Below are 14189 nucleotides of genomic sequence, written 5' to 3'. Positions count from 1 at the left end.
CCCACCGAACCGCCGCTGCGACCAGCGCCTACGGAGCGATCTGCCATGCAACCCACCGATTTCGTTGACCACTCCAGCCTCCGGACGGACCTCCCCGACTTCGCCCCCGGCGACACCTTGAAGGTGCACGTTCGGGTGGTGGAGGGCGCCAAGGAGCGCATCCAGGTATTCCAGGGGGCCGTCACCGGCCGCCAAGGAGATGGCGTGCGCGAGACCTTCACGGTGCGCAAGGTGTCCTACGGGGTTGGGGTGGAGCGCACCTTCCCTCTCCATGCCCCCACGGTGTCCAAGATCGAGGTGGTGAGCCGCGGTGACGTGCGCCGAGCCAAGCTCTACTACTTGCGCGATCGGGTCGGGAAGTCCGCCAAGATCAAGGAAAAGCGCGAGCGCTGAGCGCCGCGCTGGTCCCCCGAGCCTGTCTCACCGGCCCCGGTAGCCTGCGATCATGTCCACTGAAGACCTCGAGCGCTACGAAGCCGAGATCGAGTTGTTGCTCTACCGGGAGTACAAAGACATCGCGTCGATGTTCCGGTATGTGGTGGAGACCGAGCGGCGCTTCTACCTCGCCAATGAGGTGGAACGCATCGTGCGCAACGAGGACGGGCGCACCTACGTTGAACTGAAGATGCGAGATGCCTGGGTGTGGGACATGTACCGCACCACGCGTTTCGTGGCCTCGGTGTCGATCGTCACCTTCAAAGACGTCAACATCGAGGAACTCCCCAGTACGGACATCTGAAGTGACGGCACAGCGCCGGGCCTACGGGGCGGCGGGCGAGGCCCGGGCGGCGGCTTGGTACGTCGAGCGGGGCTACGAAGTGGTGGAGAGGAACTGGCGTTGCTCCGAGGGCGAGCTCGACCTCGTGGTGCGGCGGGGCGCCGATCTCGTGTTCGTGGAGGTGAAGGCTCGCCGCACGGATCGCTTCGGTACCCCCGCCGAGGCCGTGACCCCTGCCAAGCAGCGGCGGTTGCGGCGGCTCGCTAGTCGCTATCTCGAGATCACTGGAGTGCACCCGTCGTCGTTACGGTTCGATGTGGTGGCCATTCTGGGCGACGACCTGGAGGTCATCGAAGCGGCGCTCTAACCGAACAACGCCCAGAGCACGAGGGCCACACAGGCCGCCACGGCCCCTGCCATCATCACGTAGTCGGCGGGGGTTCGACGGAGTTTCCGATACGGGTTGAGGCCCATTGCCGTCAGTATGGTGCCCAGGATGGACACTGTGGGTATTGAGCGAGCCGATGGCATCGTGACGGTCACGTTTTGTCGTCCTCATAAGAAGAACGCCATCAACGGTGTGATGTGGGAGGAGTTGGCGGCGGCGGCGGCGTCGATCGTGGGCAATCCCGAGGACCGATGTGTGGTGCTCACGGGCGCCGACGGCGACTTCTGCTCCGGGGCGGATCTGTCCGACACGTCGGTGGTCGCCCCGCACCAGCTCGCCGCCATGCGCCGCATCAACGCCGTGGTGCAGGCCTTCCATGAGTTGCCGCAGCCCACCATTGCTCGGGTTGACGGCGTGGCGGCGGGGGTGGGGATGAACTTCGCCCTCGGGTGTGATTTGGTGCTGGCCAGCGACCGGTCGCGATTCTCGGAAATCTTTGCCCGCCGAGGCCTGTCCTTGGATGGTGGTGGTTCGTGGATCCTTCCTCGTCTCGTGGGCCTCCATAAGGCCAAGGAACTCGCCTTGTTCGGCGAGGTGATCCCGGCCGCTGAGGCCTTGCGGCTAGGGATCGTGAACCGGGTGGTGCCCGTGGAGGCATTGGACCCATTGGTGGCCGACTGGGCCGGGCGTCTCGCGGCGGGCCCGCCCATAGCTTTGGCCATGACCAAGCGGATGCTCAACCGTTCCTTCGAGCAGAGTTTCGAGCAGGCGCTCGACGACGAAGCCCGGAGCCAGACCATCAACTTCAGTACCCGAGACACCGCGGAAGCGATCGGGGCGTTCCTCACCAAGCGCGAACCAAGGTTCGAGGGACGATGACCTCCTCAATGAGACGCCTCGTCATGCTGGTGGCCCCGGTCGTCCTCCTCGCCGGTTGCGGCGCCGATCGCAACACGGCCGCTCCGGCCACCACCGCTTCGACCACCACGGTAGTGAAGGAGACCGGTTCGACCGAACTGGGCCCCCCGGCTCGCCCGGCGCAACTCGTGGCCCCTGACGAGGTGACCGCCCCGGCGCCCCTCGTCGTACTCCTGGCCGGGTACGGCGCCACCGGGGCGGGGGAAGATGCCTATCTTGGGGTCACCGAACAGGCAGCCTCACGGGGGATGTACGTGCTGGTGCCCGATGGCACCGTCGATGCCTCCGGCAAACGCTTCTGGGACGCCACCCAAGCGTGTTGCAACTTCACCGGACCGTCGGTGGATGACGTGGCCTATATCGGTGGGTTGATCGACGAGGCCATCGCGCAGCGTCCCATCGATCCCGACCGGGTCTACGTCTTTGGTCATTCCAACGGTGGTTTCATGGCGTATCGGCTCGCCTGTGAACGGTCCGACCAGGTGACGGCCATTGCCGTGTTGGCCGGGTCCGATGTGGCGGATCCGCGGGGTTGTGTCCCGACCCAGGGGGTATCGGTCCTGCATCTCCACGGCGATGCCGATTCGACGATCGCCTATGCGGGCGGATCAACAACCCGCCCGTACCCAGGTGCGGAGGAGGTGGTGGCCCGCTGGGCCAGCCGAGCTGGTTGCGACCCGGAACCGACGCGCGGTAGCCGGGTCGACCTCGAGGGGGGGATCGCCGGCGAGGAAACCGCCCTGAGCGTCTATGAAGGCTGCGACAAGGGCCTCGCCGTGCAACTCGACACCATCGAGGGCGGCAGCCACATTCCGTTTCTCGAGCGCAGGGCTCTCGGTACCAATGTGCTCGATTGGCTCCTCGATCGCAGTCGCTGACGGCCAGCGAGGGATGTCCGGCGGGGCCCCCGGAACATTCTGGATGGGGGTGGTGGGCCCTCTCCTGGGCATCGAACCGTCGCAGGGGCTGCGGGCCCGCCGCGTCCATCGCGGGCCCCTGGGCGCGGTGCCCGCGTCGGCACCCGGTGGGGCCGCCCGCAACCAGGGGTGTTGACCTCTACCGGAGCGTCACATCGGCGGCCTAGAGTTCGACGTGCGCCTTGAGGGCCGGCGCCCGCTCTCGGCCTCCTCTCCAGCCAGCACCCGGTCCTGGGTGCCACTACGAGGAGCAGTTCGTGCTCGGTCTTGTCCCTTCTGCAACCCTCCTCGGCGTTGATGGCCACGCGGTGACCGTGGAGGTACACATCAGCCGCGGTCTGCCCTCTTTCAGCGTGGTGGGGTCACCGGACGCGGCCTGCCGGGAGGCCAGTGGCCGGGTGCGGGCCGCCTTGCTGTCGAGCGGGGCCACCTGGCCGCCTCATCGCATCACGGTGAACCTCGCTCCACCCACGGTCCGCAAAGTGGGAGCGGGTCTCGATCTGGCCATCGCGGTGGCGATCCTGGTGGCCTCGGATCAGGTGCCACCCGAGGCGGTGGCGGGGCGGGCCTTCCTCGGTGAGCTCGGCCTGGATGGTTCGCTTCGGCCGGTGCCGGGCACCCTCTGCTTGATCGAGGCTCTGCGCGAGGGTGCCGTGGTTCTTCCGGCGATGAGCGCTACTGAAGCGGGGCTGGTGGCGGGCCGGGTGGTCCACGGGATCGACACCCTCGCTCGCCTTCTGGCCTGCCTGCGCAATGAGGAACCGTGGCCGGCGGCGCCGCCGAGCGAGCCGCCGCCCGCTCTGCCGGCGGGGGCCGACTTGGCCGATGTGCGCGGTCAGCCGGTGGGGCGTTACGCCCTCGAGGTGGCCGCCGCCGGCGCCCACCATCTGTTACTGCTCGGTCCACCCGGGGCCGGTAAGACCATGCTGGCGTCGCGGCTGCCTGGCCTGCTTCCCCCCCTGAGTGATCGGGCCGCGCTCGAGGCCACCCGAATCCACTCGGCGGCCGGGCTCGGGCTACCGCCGGGGGGGCTCATTCGCCATCCGCCCTTCCGGGCCCCCCATCACGGTGCCTCCGCCGTGGCACTGGTGGGCGGCGGCAGCACCACCATGCGCCCCGGCGAGATCAGCGCCGCCTGCCATGGCGTGCTGTTTCTGGATGAACTGGCCGAGTTTGCCGTACATGTGCTTGATGCCCTGCGGCAGCCCCTGGAGGAGGGGGTGGTGCGGGTGGCCCGGGCGGCGGCCACGGTGACCTTCCCGGCGCGGTTTTTACTGGTGGCGGCCATGAATCCCTGCCCCTGCGGCTACGGCGGTCGTCCCGGCGGGTGTCGGTGCAGCGAGGGGGCTCGCGCCCGCTATCAGCGGCGGTTGTCGGGGCCCCTACTGGACCGCTTCGATCTGCGAGTGGAGGTGTCGCGTCCGTCGGTGTCGGATCTCATGGGCCACGCCCTCGGCGAACCCAGCGCCGCGGTACGGGCGCGGGTGTTGGCGGCGCGTGACATGGCGCGCTCGCGCGGTGTGGAGACCAACGCCGCTATTCCCGTGGATCGTCTGGATGAGATTGCCCCGCTCGGGGAGGAAGCGGTCGAGGTGTTGGTTCAGGCGCTGCAGAGCGGCCGCCTGTCGGCCCGGGGCCTCCATCGGATCAGACGGGTGGCCCGCACCGTGGCCGACCTCCAGCAGCAGGAGGCCCCCATCACCGCCGCCCAGGCGGCGATCGCCTTGAGTCTCCGGGCGGATACCTCCCTCCCGTCGGTCCTGGCCTCGGTGTCGTCCCCATGACCACCGATCGCCACCTGGGTTTCGCCATTCTGCTGGCGAGCCAGCCCGGCATGGGCCCGCGGCGCCTGAGCGACCTGCTGGCCGGCCCCGGGCCGGAGCGGGGGTGGCGAGAGGTGGGCGGAGACCCGCACATTGATGCTGAGCAAGTAATGGCCGCCCATCGCGCCGCCGGGGTGCAAGTGATGTTGATCGACGATCCGGCCTACCCCGAGCGCCTGCGGGCCGACCTCGAACCGCCGGCGGTGTTGTTCGCCGTCGGCGACCTTGGAGCCATCAGGGCCCCCCTCGTGGCCATCGTGGGTACCCGCCGGGGCACCGGCAGTGGGGCAGGGGTGGCGCGTGAACTGGGTCGGGATCTCACCGAGGCCGGGGTGGGCATCGTTTCGGGTCTGGCGCTGGGCATTGATGGCGCCGCTCATCGGGGGGTACTCGACGCCCGAGGAGCCCCGGTGGGGGTGGTGGGGAGTGGGCTGGATGTGGTCTACCCCGCCCGCCATCGCGACCTGTGGGCCCAGGTGGGGGCGCAGGGCGTGCTGCTAGGAGAGACGGGCCTCGGTGTGCGCCCGGCACCGTGGCGTTTTCCGGCCCGCAACCGGATCATCGCCGGCTTGGCCGATGTTCTGGTGGTGGTCGAGTCGCATGCCGCCGGTGGGTCGATGCACACGGTGCACGAGGCCATCGAGCGCGATCGTCTCGTGATGGCGGTGCCCGGCTCCGTGCGGAACTCCTCCTCGGCGGGTACCAATCAGTTGATCGCCGAGGGCTGTCCGCCGGTGCGCGACGCTACCGACGTACTGGTGGCGCTGGGCCTCAGTGCGGCCGAGCGGGCGGGTACCGCGGATCCTCGCCCGGTGCCCACCCCCATCGCACGGGCAGTGCTGGCGGGCTTCGATGGTGAGCCGTCCACCCTCGAGCATCTTTCGGTGCGCACCGGCGTTCCCTTGCCCGATCTCGCGCTGGCGTTGGAGGCTCTCCTGGCCACCGGATGGGTTGAGCGCACCGGTGGTTGGTACGAAATGGTGGCGAGATGACCACCGGTTCCGTGCTCCTGGATCGAGGCGACAGTACGGTAACCAAATGGCATGGCATGAGCAGGAGTTCCTCGCCTCGCTTACCTCAGTCGCACCGCGCACGCGGGATGCCTACCGCAGCGATCTTGCTGGCTTCATCACCTGGGCCGAGCGCGGCGATCTCCACGAGCCCGGCGGCGTGGACCGCGTCCTGCTGCGTCGATACGTGGCGCATCTGTCGGCCCGTCGCTATGCCAAACGTTCCATCGCCCGCAAGGTGGCCGCGCTGCGCCGTTACTTCCGCTGGGCGGCCCGCACCGGGCGCATCCCCACCGACCCGAGCATCAATCTCTTGGCCCCGCGAGGCGAGGGGCGCCTCCCGCGGGTGCTGCGCCAAGACGAACTCAGCGTGCTCCTCGATGCCCCCCGCCCGGCCGCCCTTAGCGGTGATCCGGTGGTCCGGGTGCGAGACGACGCGGTGTTGGAGCTGCTCTACGGGAGCGGGTTACGGGTGGGCGAACTTTGTTCCCTCGACCCCACCGACCTCGACTTGGAACGCGCTCGCGCCACCGTGTGGGGCAAGGGTGGCAAGCAGCGCGTGTTGCCCCTCAGCGAACCGTCGGTGGCAGCACTGCGGGCCTGGCTGGTCCACCGCCCGGACCAGGCGGCGTTGTTCGTCAACCGCCGTGGTCATCGCCTTACCCCTCGGGATGTCCGCCGCCTGCTCGACCGGCGGGCCGTTTCGCCGACCCATCCCCATGCCCTTCGTCACACTTTCGCCACCCACCTGCTCGATGGTGGGGCTGACCTGCGGGTGGTGCAGGAACTCCTGGGTCACGCCGACCTCTCCACCACACAGAGGTACACTCATGTCAGTAGAGAGCGTCTCCGTGTTGTGTACGAGGCCACCCACCCCCGGGCGTAGGGCTGAATGGTGCAGAAATGATGATCCGATGAGCAATATTGATCCCGATCTTGAGCGGCTGTGGGCCGAATACAAAGCCGATGACACGCGGGAGTTGCGCGATCAGTTGATCGTGCATTACTCGCCGCTGGTCAAGTACGTGGCGGGGCGGGTAGCGAGCGGTCTGCCCCAGAACGTGGATCAGGCCGATCTCGTCTCCTACGGCATCTTTGGCCTCATCGATGCCATTGAGAAGTTCAGCCTTGATCGGGGCTTCAAGTTCGAGACCTACGCGATCTCCCGCATCAAGGGCAGCATTCTCGACGAACTTCGCTCGATCGACTGGGTGCCCCGGTCGGTGCGGGCCAAGGCCCGGGCGATGGAAAACGCCTATTCCAAGCTCCAGGGCGAACTCCACCGCACGCCCTCGGATTCTGAACTCGCCGAGGAACTCGATCTCACCGACGATCAACTCCAAGCCACGCTCGGACAGATCTCCTTCACCGGTCTCGTGGCGCTGGACGAGATGCTCGCCGGCAGCGACCGAGGCGATTCCATGACCATGGGCGACACGCTGGCCGACGACGGGCTCGGCCCGGTGGCGGCCTACGAGGTGGAGGAGATGCGCCACATTCTCGCCAGTGCCATCGCCCGGCTGCCGGAGCGGGAAAAAACAGTGCTCACCCTCTACTACTACGAGGGTCTGACCCTCGCAGAGATCGGTTCGATCCTCGGTGTCACCGAGAGTCGGGTATGTCAGATCCATACCAAAGCCGTCATCCAGCTCCGATCCCGCATGGCGGCATCCGAGCGCGAACCCGCCTGACGCCCTCGTCCTAGCGCCTTCGGGCGCCGCGTTGCTTCCCCCTCCCGTGTTCCTGCGCGCCCACTCCGGGAGGCCCGATGCCCCGCATCGCGTCCGTGTTCGGTGGCGCTGTGCTGGTGGTGGGCCTGCTGGCCGTACCCGCACAGGCCGCCCCTGTCCTTTCCGTCTATGTCCCGCCTGTCGATGCCGCAGTAGCGGACCCGTTTCGTCCGCCGACCACGCCCTACGGCGCCGGCAATCGCGGTCTCGAGTACGCGACGGCCCCGGGGGCGGTGGTGACGGCGGCGGCCGATGGGGTGGTGACCTTTGCCGGGTCGGTGGCCGGTGGATTGCATGTGACGCTCCGGCACCCCGACGGGGTGCGCACCACCTATTCGTTCCTGGCCCGGATCGATGTGGTGGTGGGGCAGCGGGTGCGGCAGGGCGGCCGGGTAGGACTTACGCGGGATCACCTTCATTTCGGGGCCCGGCGGGGCGATGCCTACTTCGACCCGGCGTCACTGTTTGGACCCAGCCTGCCGGAGGTGCGATTGGTGCCCTTCGACGAGCCCCCCGGGGAGGGCCCGGCGGGGGAGCGGCGCTCCATCGAGCAACTGGTGGGGGGCGCCGTGGGCCTGGCGGGGCGCGGGGTGCACTGGTTGCGGTCGGGGAGTCAGTCGCTCGCCACGTTGGGGCACTACGCCGGTCGGTTGGGGTTGCCCGAGGGCATCGTGATCGGCGCGCGGGTGCTGTTGGCGGTCTGGGGGCAGGCCCGGGCGCAGGCCGAGCGGCCCTGTTCGGCCCCCGCAGTGGAGGCACCCCCGCCGGTGGAGCGACGATTGGCCCTGCTGGTAGCCGGTCTCGGCTCGAACAGCCAGCACGCCGCCGTGACCCACATCAACACCGCCGGCCTCGGCTACGGCGCATCTGATGTGCTGCGCTTCAGCTATGCCGGGGGCCGCACTCCTGATCCCAGCGACGGGCTAGCTGCGATCCCCGCTAGTGCGTACGGCCCCGCCGACACCCAGATCAACCTGCGGACCAGTGGTGCCCGCCTGGCCGATCTCATTGAGGCGATGGCGACAGAACAACCAGGGGTGCTGATCGATCTCTACGCCCATTCACAGGGCGGCGTGGTGGTGCGGCTGGCCCTCATCGAGCTCGAAACCCGCCACGGGGTGGAATGGCTGGCGCACCTCGGTCTGGTGACCACTCTGGGATCGCCTCACGGGGGCGCCAATCTGGCCACCGCCATGGTGGCGGTTGGCTCCACCCGACTGGGGGGGATGATCCTCGACGGGTACGCCGTGGCCACCGACGCCACCTTGGATCGGAGCGCACTATCCGCCGCCCAACTCAGTGAGGTATCCGAGGTGGTGCGGGAACTGCAGGGCCACCCGATTCCCCCCACTGTCCGGGCGGTATCCTTGGCGGCTCGCGGCGACCTGATCGTGCCGGTGCCCTCCACCCGGGCACCGGGGGCTGCGCAGATCGTGGTTCCGATCGTCGGCCCGGGAGCCCACACCCGCCTACCGGGCAGTGCCGAGGCCCATCGCGAGCTCGGCCTGGCCCTGGCCGGCCTCCCGCCAGGATGCCGATCCTTCGCCGATACCCTTGGCGACCAAATGATGGGGGAGGCCCTTCGCTACGGCGAGGATGTCGCGGGTGCGTTGGCCTGGGCTGCTGCTGCCGCCTTGAGCTCCAGGGGGTAGGAGCCGCGCCCGTCCACTGGCCGCAGAGCGCCCTCCGCCACTAGGGTTCCTCTTCGGCCCGGGGACCTCCCGTGTCGAGAACCACTCACATCAAGCACCCGGGCCATCCCGCGGTCGTCCCTCGTTGTTTCACTACGGAGGGCGCCAGGTCCGGCGTCGGCCTTCCGCCGACACAGCCAACCACGGGAAGGGAGCCCAGCGTGGCCGTCGTCACCATGAAGCAGTTGCTCGAGGCCGGAGTTCACTTCGGACACCAGACCCGTCGGTGGAACCCGAAGATGAAGCGCTTTATCTTCGGTGAGCGCGGCGGTATCTACATCATTGATCTGCAGCAGACCTTGGGTCGGATCGAGACCGCCTACAGCTTTGTTCGCGATCTTGTTGCCGATGGGGGAACCGTGTTGTTCATCGGTACCAAGAAGCAGGCGCAGGACCCGATCCAGAGTTACGCCGAGAAGGTCGGTATGCCGTATATCAACCAGCGCTGGCTCGGCGGCATGCTCACCAACTTCTCCACCATCGGCAAGCGCGTGGCCAAGATGCAGGAGTACCGCCGTATGCGGGCCTCCGGTGAGTTCGACGCCATGCCCAAGAAGGAGGCGCTCCTGCTCAGCCGTGAGCTCGAGAAACTGGAACGCAACCTCGGGGGTATCGCCCAGATGGAGCGCATCCCCGACGCCGTGTTCATTCTGGACACGAAGAAGGAATACATCGGCGTCACCGAGGCCAACAAACTCGGTATTCCGATCATCGCGGTGGTGGACACCAACTGTGATCCCGACATTGTTCAATTCGTGATTCCGGGCAACGACGATGCCATCCGATCGGGCAGCCTGATGTGCCGGATCATCGCCGATGCCGTGGAAGAGGGGCGCTACATCGCCGCTCGCCGGAGCGAAGCCTCCGCTGCCGCTAGTGCCGCTCTCGCCGCCAGTGTGGTCACCGCAGTGGGCGCCGAAGATGAGGAGGCGCGTGTCGCTACCGAGCAGGCCGAGGCGCGTCGCCTGGCCCTGCTGGCCCAACAGGCGCGTGAGGCTCGCATCGCGTCGGGTCAGGGGCCCGCCATCCCGCCCCCGCCCGCCCTCGTTACCGAGGCCCCTGTTACCGAGGCCCCTGTTACCGAGGCCCCTGTTACCGAGGCCCTCGTTACCGAGGCCCTCGTTACCGAGGCCCCTGTTACCGAGGCCCCTGTTACCGAGGCCCCTGTTACCGAGGCCCCTGTTACCGAGGCCCCTGTTACCGAGGCCCCTGTTACCGAGGCCCCCCCGGTCCAGGGCTAACGCCGCCGCATCCCGCCAATCAGGAGTAACCCCACATGTCGTTTACCGCCAAGGACGTCCAGGCTCTTCGCCAGGCCACCGGCGCCGGGATGATGGATTCCAAGCGCGCCCTCACCGAGACCGGCGGCGACTTCGATGCCGCCGCCAAGTCGCTGCGGGAAAAGGGCCTCGCCAAGTCCGTCGACCGCTCGGACCGCGAGAACACGCAGGGGGCCGTGGCGGTTGGGTCGATGTCCGGCGCCGCCGCCATCGTGGAACTCAAGTGCGAAACCGATTTCGTGGCTAAATCCGAGCAGTTCCTGGAGGTGCTCGACGTCTTGCTGGCCGCCGTGCTGGCGGAGGGCGAGTCCGGCGTGGATACGCAAAAGGAGCGAGTCGACGACCTCAAGGTGACCCTCAAGGAGAACATCGATGTGGGTCGGGTTCGATGGCTTCCGGTGGCCGAGGACCAGGTGATTGATACCTACTTGCACAGGCAAGAGGGTCGAGGCGTGAACGCGGTGGTGGTCGTGTTGAACAACGGCGACGCCGCGCTGGCCCATGAGGTTGCGGTGTCGGCGGCTTTTAGCAAGCCCCGATTCCTCACCCGAGACGAGGTGCCTCAAGCCGAGGCGGACGACGAGCGCCTCACCCTGGAAGGCATCACCAGGGCTGAGGGCAAGCCCGAGCAGGCCATGGAAAAGATCGTGAGCGGGCGCTTGAACGCCTGGTACAAGGATCAGGTCCTCCTGGAACAGCCCTACGCCAAGGACGACAAAATGTCGATCACCGAACTGCTCGGCGCCGCCACCATCGCCGGCTTCGCTCAGGTGTACATCGGCTCTTGAGTTCGTCGCCCCAATACTCCCGGGTCATGCTCAAGCTCTCTGGTGAGGCATTTGCCGGGCAGGAGGGGAATCCGATCGATGGCAAGGTGGCCGAGTTCGTGGCCAATGAGATCGTGGCGGCGCGTCAGCTAGGGGTGGAGATCGCGGTCGTGGTGGGCGGCGGCAACATCTGGCGTGGGCTCACCGGGGCCGGCGCGGGGATGGATCGGGCCCAGGCGGACTACATGGGGATGCTCGCCACGGTGATGAATGCCCTGGCCCTGCAGGACACGCTTGAGCGCCTCGGCCAACCCACCCGTGTGCAGAGCGCCATCCACATGTCGCAGGTGGCCGAGCCCTACATTCGCCGCCGGGCCACTCGGCACCTCGAAAAAGGCCGGGTCGTTATCTTCGCCGGGGGTACCGGCAACCCCTTCTTCACCACCGACACCGCGGCAGCGTTGCGGGCGGTTGAGATCGAGGCCGACGTGATGCTGCGGGGCACCCATTCCGGCGTCGAGGGCCTCTACACCGATGATCCTCGCAAGAACCCCGAGGCCACCCTCATCCGTGAGGTCACCTATCTAGACGTGCTGAACCGCGGCCTGAAAGCGATGGATTCCACCGCCATTACCCTCTGCATGGACAACGCCCTACCGATCGTGATGTTCGACCTGCTGCGTCAGGGCAACGTCCGGTCCATCCTCGAGGGAAATCCAATCGGTACTGTGGTGCGATGACCAGCGAGTTGATTGCCCTCGTGCTGGATGACGCCGGCGAGAAGATGCATCGGGCGGTCGACCATGCCCGTAAGGAGTTCTCCGGTATTCGCACCGGCCGTGCCGCCCCCGCCCTGGTGGAAAAGATCATGGTGGAGTACTACGGCAGTCAGGTTCCGCTCCAACAGATTGCCGGATTTCAGGTACCGGAGGCCCGCACGCTGGTGATCAGCCCCTACGACAAAACCTCTCTTGCGGCTATCGAGAAAGCCATTCAGCAGTCCGACTTGGGTCTCAACCCGAGCAACGACGGACAGAACATCCGGCTCACGTTCCCGCAACTCACCGCTGATCGGCGCAAGGAGTTGGTGCGAGTGGTGAAAGCAATGGCGGAGGATGGTCGGGTGGCCATTCGCAATCTTCGTCGAGCGGCTCGCCATGATCTGGAGAAGGCCGACGACATCCCCGAAGACGACCTCTCGCGAGCTGAGAAGGAGTTGGATAAAATAACCCATGCCCATGAGGCGGAGATCGATACGGCGCTCGAGCATAAAGAACAGGAGTTGCTCGAGGTTTGACCCTGAGGGTTCGGCATCCGCCGGGCTGGACGGGTGGGCGCCCAGAGGACTGATGGAGGTCCGATGACCGAGAAACGTGAAGAACGAAGCGACGGGCCCATGACCCCCCCAAACGAGGGGGTGCGCATTATTGGTGCCGATGAGGCCGCCGAGGCGATGGACCGCGATGATGTGGCCCAGCGACGCGGCGGCACTCAGCCGCGCTACGGCGACCGTCCTGCCATCCACGAGCGGGATGGCTCGCGTCCGGTGTTGAGATTCCCCCTGGGTTCGTCGTCGGACCCGCGCGACATCGCGCGTTCGGCGGTAGCCCCCACCGACCCGCCATCGGGTCCGGTGTCGCTGCCCCACTGGACTGAGCCCCCCACCGGGCAGGTCCCCCAGATCCTTCCCGACCAGCCCGGTGAGTCCGCCGGCGACGATGAGGACTGGACCAGTTTTGCCACCGCTAGTCCGCGTTGGCGGGATGACAGTCGGTCCTTCGACGGGGCGGAGGGCTTCGAGGATATTGCCGCCTGGGCGGAGGCTGACGAGGTTGCGCTGGGGGCCCTCGACGACCGTGAGCGTCCCACCCACGACGACTACTTCACCTTCGCCGACCTTGCCGACGACGACCCCGAGGGTGGTTCCCGTTCGGTGTTCGCTGAGGATGGGGGTTTATCCGACAACTGGGCCGACAGCGCCGACGACGCCACCGCTCAGAGCGAGCAGCAGGCGCCGCGGCGCCGGCGTCGAGCCAGCGCGCCCGTAGCGGCGGCTTCTGGCGATGACGATGGCAGCGGCTACCGGCCCCGGCGAGCCGTCCGTTCCGCCGGCGGGGGCGGCGACCGAGATATGGGCCAAGCGGCCATCGTGGGCGTGGTACTCCTCGGCCTCGCTCTCGTGCTCTTCAAAATCGGACCCAGCGCCGCCATGGTGTTGGTGGCCGCCGTGGTGGGTCTCGCCGCCATGGAGTTCTTGGTGGTACTGCGCCAAGCGGGGTACACGCCCCTGCCCATCGTGGGCATCGTGGCCTCGGTGGGCTTGGTGATCGGCGCCTACAACAACGGCGTAGCGGTTCTGCCCGGCATTCTCTTTCTCACCCTGGCGGTCTGCCTCCTGCACTATTTGGTGGGCGCCGCCGCTGAAGCCCCCGTGATGAACATTGGGGTCACGTTGTTGGCCGTGTTGTGGGTTGGGCTCTCCGGGTCGTTCGCCGGCCTCATGCTCGGGATCGGCCAGCCGGGCATCGGGATACTCCTGGCGGCGATCATCGGTACGGTCGGTTACGACCTGGGAGGCCTGGTCATTGGCCGCAACGCCGGGTCTAAGCCGCTTTCGAACGCCAGTCCCAACAAGACGGTGGAGGGCCTGGTGGGGGGCATGGTGGTGGCCGTGGTGGTCGTCACCGCGGGTGCCTTGGTGGTTGGCTTCGGACCGATCAACGGGTTCGTCGATGGTCTTCTCGCCGGCCTCGTGATCGCCCTGGCCGCCCCGCTTGGCGACCTGTGTGAGTCGCTCATCAAGCGTGATCTCGGGATCAAGGACATGGGCTCGATTCTCCCCGGTCATGGTGGGGTGCTGGATCGCTTCGATGCGATGTTGTTTGTCCTTCCCGCCCTCTACCTGCTCGCTTCGGTGCGCCACTTCTTCCTCTAGCGAACCCGCCGC

General features: G+C 67.3%; 15 protein-coding genes. All 15 read left to right on the top strand.

Annotation, left to right across the window (positions count from 1 at the left end; translation table 11 throughout):
- Window positions 1-45: 45 nt before the first annotated feature.
- The 15 genes from EXQ71_03000 (at window position 46) to EXQ71_02930 (ending at window position 14177) form a co-directional block, all read left to right on the top strand.
- Window positions 46-393: a 50S ribosomal protein L19 gene (locus EXQ71_03000; protein ID MSO86472.1), complete on the top strand. Its 348-nt coding sequence runs from the start codon at window positions 46-48 to the stop codon at window positions 391-393.
- 52 nt (window positions 394-445) lie between these two features.
- Entirely contained in the window at window positions 446-739 is a 294-nt protein-coding gene (locus EXQ71_02995; GenBank protein ID MSO86471.1) for a DUF2469 family protein, read from the top strand.
- Complete coding sequence (locus tag EXQ71_02990; GenBank protein MSO86470.1) at window positions 633-1085, top strand: YraN family protein; 453 nt, start codon at window positions 633-635, stop codon at window positions 1083-1085. The genes EXQ71_02995 and EXQ71_02990 overlap by 107 nt, the downstream gene beginning before the upstream one ends.
- A 129-nt stretch (window positions 1086-1214) precedes the next feature.
- Complete coding sequence (locus EXQ71_02985; GenBank protein MSO86469.1) at window positions 1215-1985, top strand: enoyl-CoA hydratase; 771 nt, start codon at window positions 1215-1217, stop codon at window positions 1983-1985.
- Window positions 1982-2902: a hypothetical protein gene (locus EXQ71_02980; GenBank protein ID MSO86468.1), complete on the top strand. Its 921-nt coding sequence runs from the start codon at window positions 1982-1984 to the stop codon at window positions 2900-2902. The genes EXQ71_02985 and EXQ71_02980 overlap by 4 nt, the downstream gene beginning before the upstream one ends.
- A gap of 296 nt (window positions 2903-3198) precedes the next feature.
- Complete coding sequence (locus tag EXQ71_02975) at window positions 3199-4725, top strand: ATP-binding protein (protein ID MSO86467.1); 1527 nt, start codon at window positions 3199-3201, stop codon at window positions 4723-4725.
- A complete protein-coding gene (gene dprA, locus EXQ71_02970; protein ID MSO86466.1) occupies window positions 4722-5756 on the top strand; it encodes a DNA-protecting protein DprA in 1035 nt (344 codons plus the stop codon). Before EXQ71_02975 ends, dprA begins: the two co-directional genes overlap by 4 nt.
- 46 nt (window positions 5757-5802) lie before the next feature.
- Window positions 5803-6660 carry a tyrosine recombinase XerC gene (locus EXQ71_02965; GenBank protein MSO86465.1) on the top strand — a complete coding sequence of 286 codons (858 nt, stop codon included), beginning with the start codon at window positions 5803-5805 and terminating at the stop codon, window positions 6658-6660.
- A 28-nt stretch (window positions 6661-6688) separates the two neighbouring features.
- A complete protein-coding gene (whiG, locus tag EXQ71_02960) occupies window positions 6689-7465 on the top strand; it encodes an RNA polymerase sigma factor WhiG (GenBank protein ID MSO86464.1) in 777 nt (258 codons plus the stop codon).
- A gap of 77 nt (window positions 7466-7542) precedes the next feature.
- Window positions 7543-9156: a hypothetical protein gene (locus EXQ71_02955; protein ID MSO86463.1), complete on the top strand. Its 1614-nt coding sequence runs from the start codon at window positions 7543-7545 to the stop codon at window positions 9154-9156.
- 200 nt (window positions 9157-9356) lie between these two features.
- A complete protein-coding gene (rpsB, locus tag EXQ71_02950; GenBank protein MSO86462.1) occupies window positions 9357-10436 on the top strand; it encodes a 30S ribosomal protein S2 in 1080 nt (359 codons plus the stop codon).
- 35 nt (window positions 10437-10471) lie between these two features.
- A complete protein-coding gene (gene tsf / locus EXQ71_02945) occupies window positions 10472-11263 on the top strand; it encodes a translation elongation factor Ts (protein ID MSO86461.1) in 792 nt (263 codons plus the stop codon).
- The gene (locus tag EXQ71_02940; protein ID MSO86460.1) at window positions 11260-11982 is read left to right on the top strand and encodes a UMP kinase; all 723 of its coding nucleotides are present in this window, start codon (window positions 11260-11262) and stop codon (window positions 11980-11982) included. Before tsf ends, EXQ71_02940 begins: the two co-directional genes overlap by 4 nt.
- Complete coding sequence (locus EXQ71_02935) at window positions 11979-12539, top strand: ribosome recycling factor (GenBank protein ID MSO86459.1); 561 nt, start codon at window positions 11979-11981, stop codon at window positions 12537-12539. The genes EXQ71_02940 and EXQ71_02935 overlap by 4 nt, the downstream gene beginning before the upstream one ends.
- A gap of 63 nt (window positions 12540-12602) precedes the next feature.
- Window positions 12603-14177 (top strand): phosphatidate cytidylyltransferase, encoded by a 1575-nt coding sequence (locus tag EXQ71_02930; GenBank protein ID MSO86458.1) that lies wholly within the window; start codon window positions 12603-12605, stop codon window positions 14175-14177.
- Window positions 14178-14189 lie beyond the last annotated feature (12 nt).

It is taken from the genome of Acidimicrobiia bacterium (genome assembly GCA_009694375.1).
In the GTDB taxonomy this organism is placed as follows: domain Bacteria; phylum Actinomycetota; class Acidimicrobiia; order Acidimicrobiales; family VFJN01; genus VFJN01.
The sequence above is the reverse complement of the archived record's forward strand: the minus strand, read 5'-3'. Positions and strand labels throughout refer to the sequence as shown.

Excerpts from the sequence above, each read along its gene's own strand:
- EXQ71_03000 (MSO86472.1), top strand. The coding sequence starts at position 46 with ATGCAACCCACCGATTTCGTTGACCACTCCAGCCTCCGGACGGACCTC.
- EXQ71_02995 (MSO86471.1), top strand. The coding sequence starts at position 446 with ATGTCCACTGAAGACCTCGAGCGCTACGAAGCCGAGATCGAGTTGTTG.
- EXQ71_02990 (MSO86470.1), top strand. The coding sequence starts at position 633 with ATGCCTGGGTGTGGGACATGTACCGCACCACGCGTTTCGTGGCCTCGG.
- EXQ71_02985 (MSO86469.1), top strand. The coding sequence starts at position 1,215 with ATGGACACTGTGGGTATTGAGCGAGCCGATGGCATCGTGACGGTCACG.
- EXQ71_02980 (MSO86468.1), top strand. The coding sequence starts at position 1,982 with ATGACCTCCTCAATGAGACGCCTCGTCATGCTGGTGGCCCCGGTCGTC.
- dprA (MSO86466.1), top strand. The coding sequence starts at position 4,722 with ATGACCACCGATCGCCACCTGGGTTTCGCCATTCTGCTGGCGAGCCAG.
- EXQ71_02965 (MSO86465.1), top strand. The coding sequence starts at position 5,803 with ATGGCATGGCATGAGCAGGAGTTCCTCGCCTCGCTTACCTCAGTCGCA.
- whiG (MSO86464.1), top strand. The coding sequence starts at position 6,689 with ATGAGCAATATTGATCCCGATCTTGAGCGGCTGTGGGCCGAATACAAA.
- EXQ71_02955 (MSO86463.1), top strand. The coding sequence starts at position 7,543 with ATGCCCCGCATCGCGTCCGTGTTCGGTGGCGCTGTGCTGGTGGTGGGC.
- tsf (MSO86461.1), top strand. The coding sequence starts at position 10,472 with ATGTCGTTTACCGCCAAGGACGTCCAGGCTCTTCGCCAGGCCACCGGC.
- EXQ71_02935 (MSO86459.1), top strand. The coding sequence starts at position 11,979 with ATGACCAGCGAGTTGATTGCCCTCGTGCTGGATGACGCCGGCGAGAAG.
- EXQ71_02930 (MSO86458.1), top strand. The coding sequence starts at position 12,603 with ATGACCGAGAAACGTGAAGAACGAAGCGACGGGCCCATGACCCCCCCA.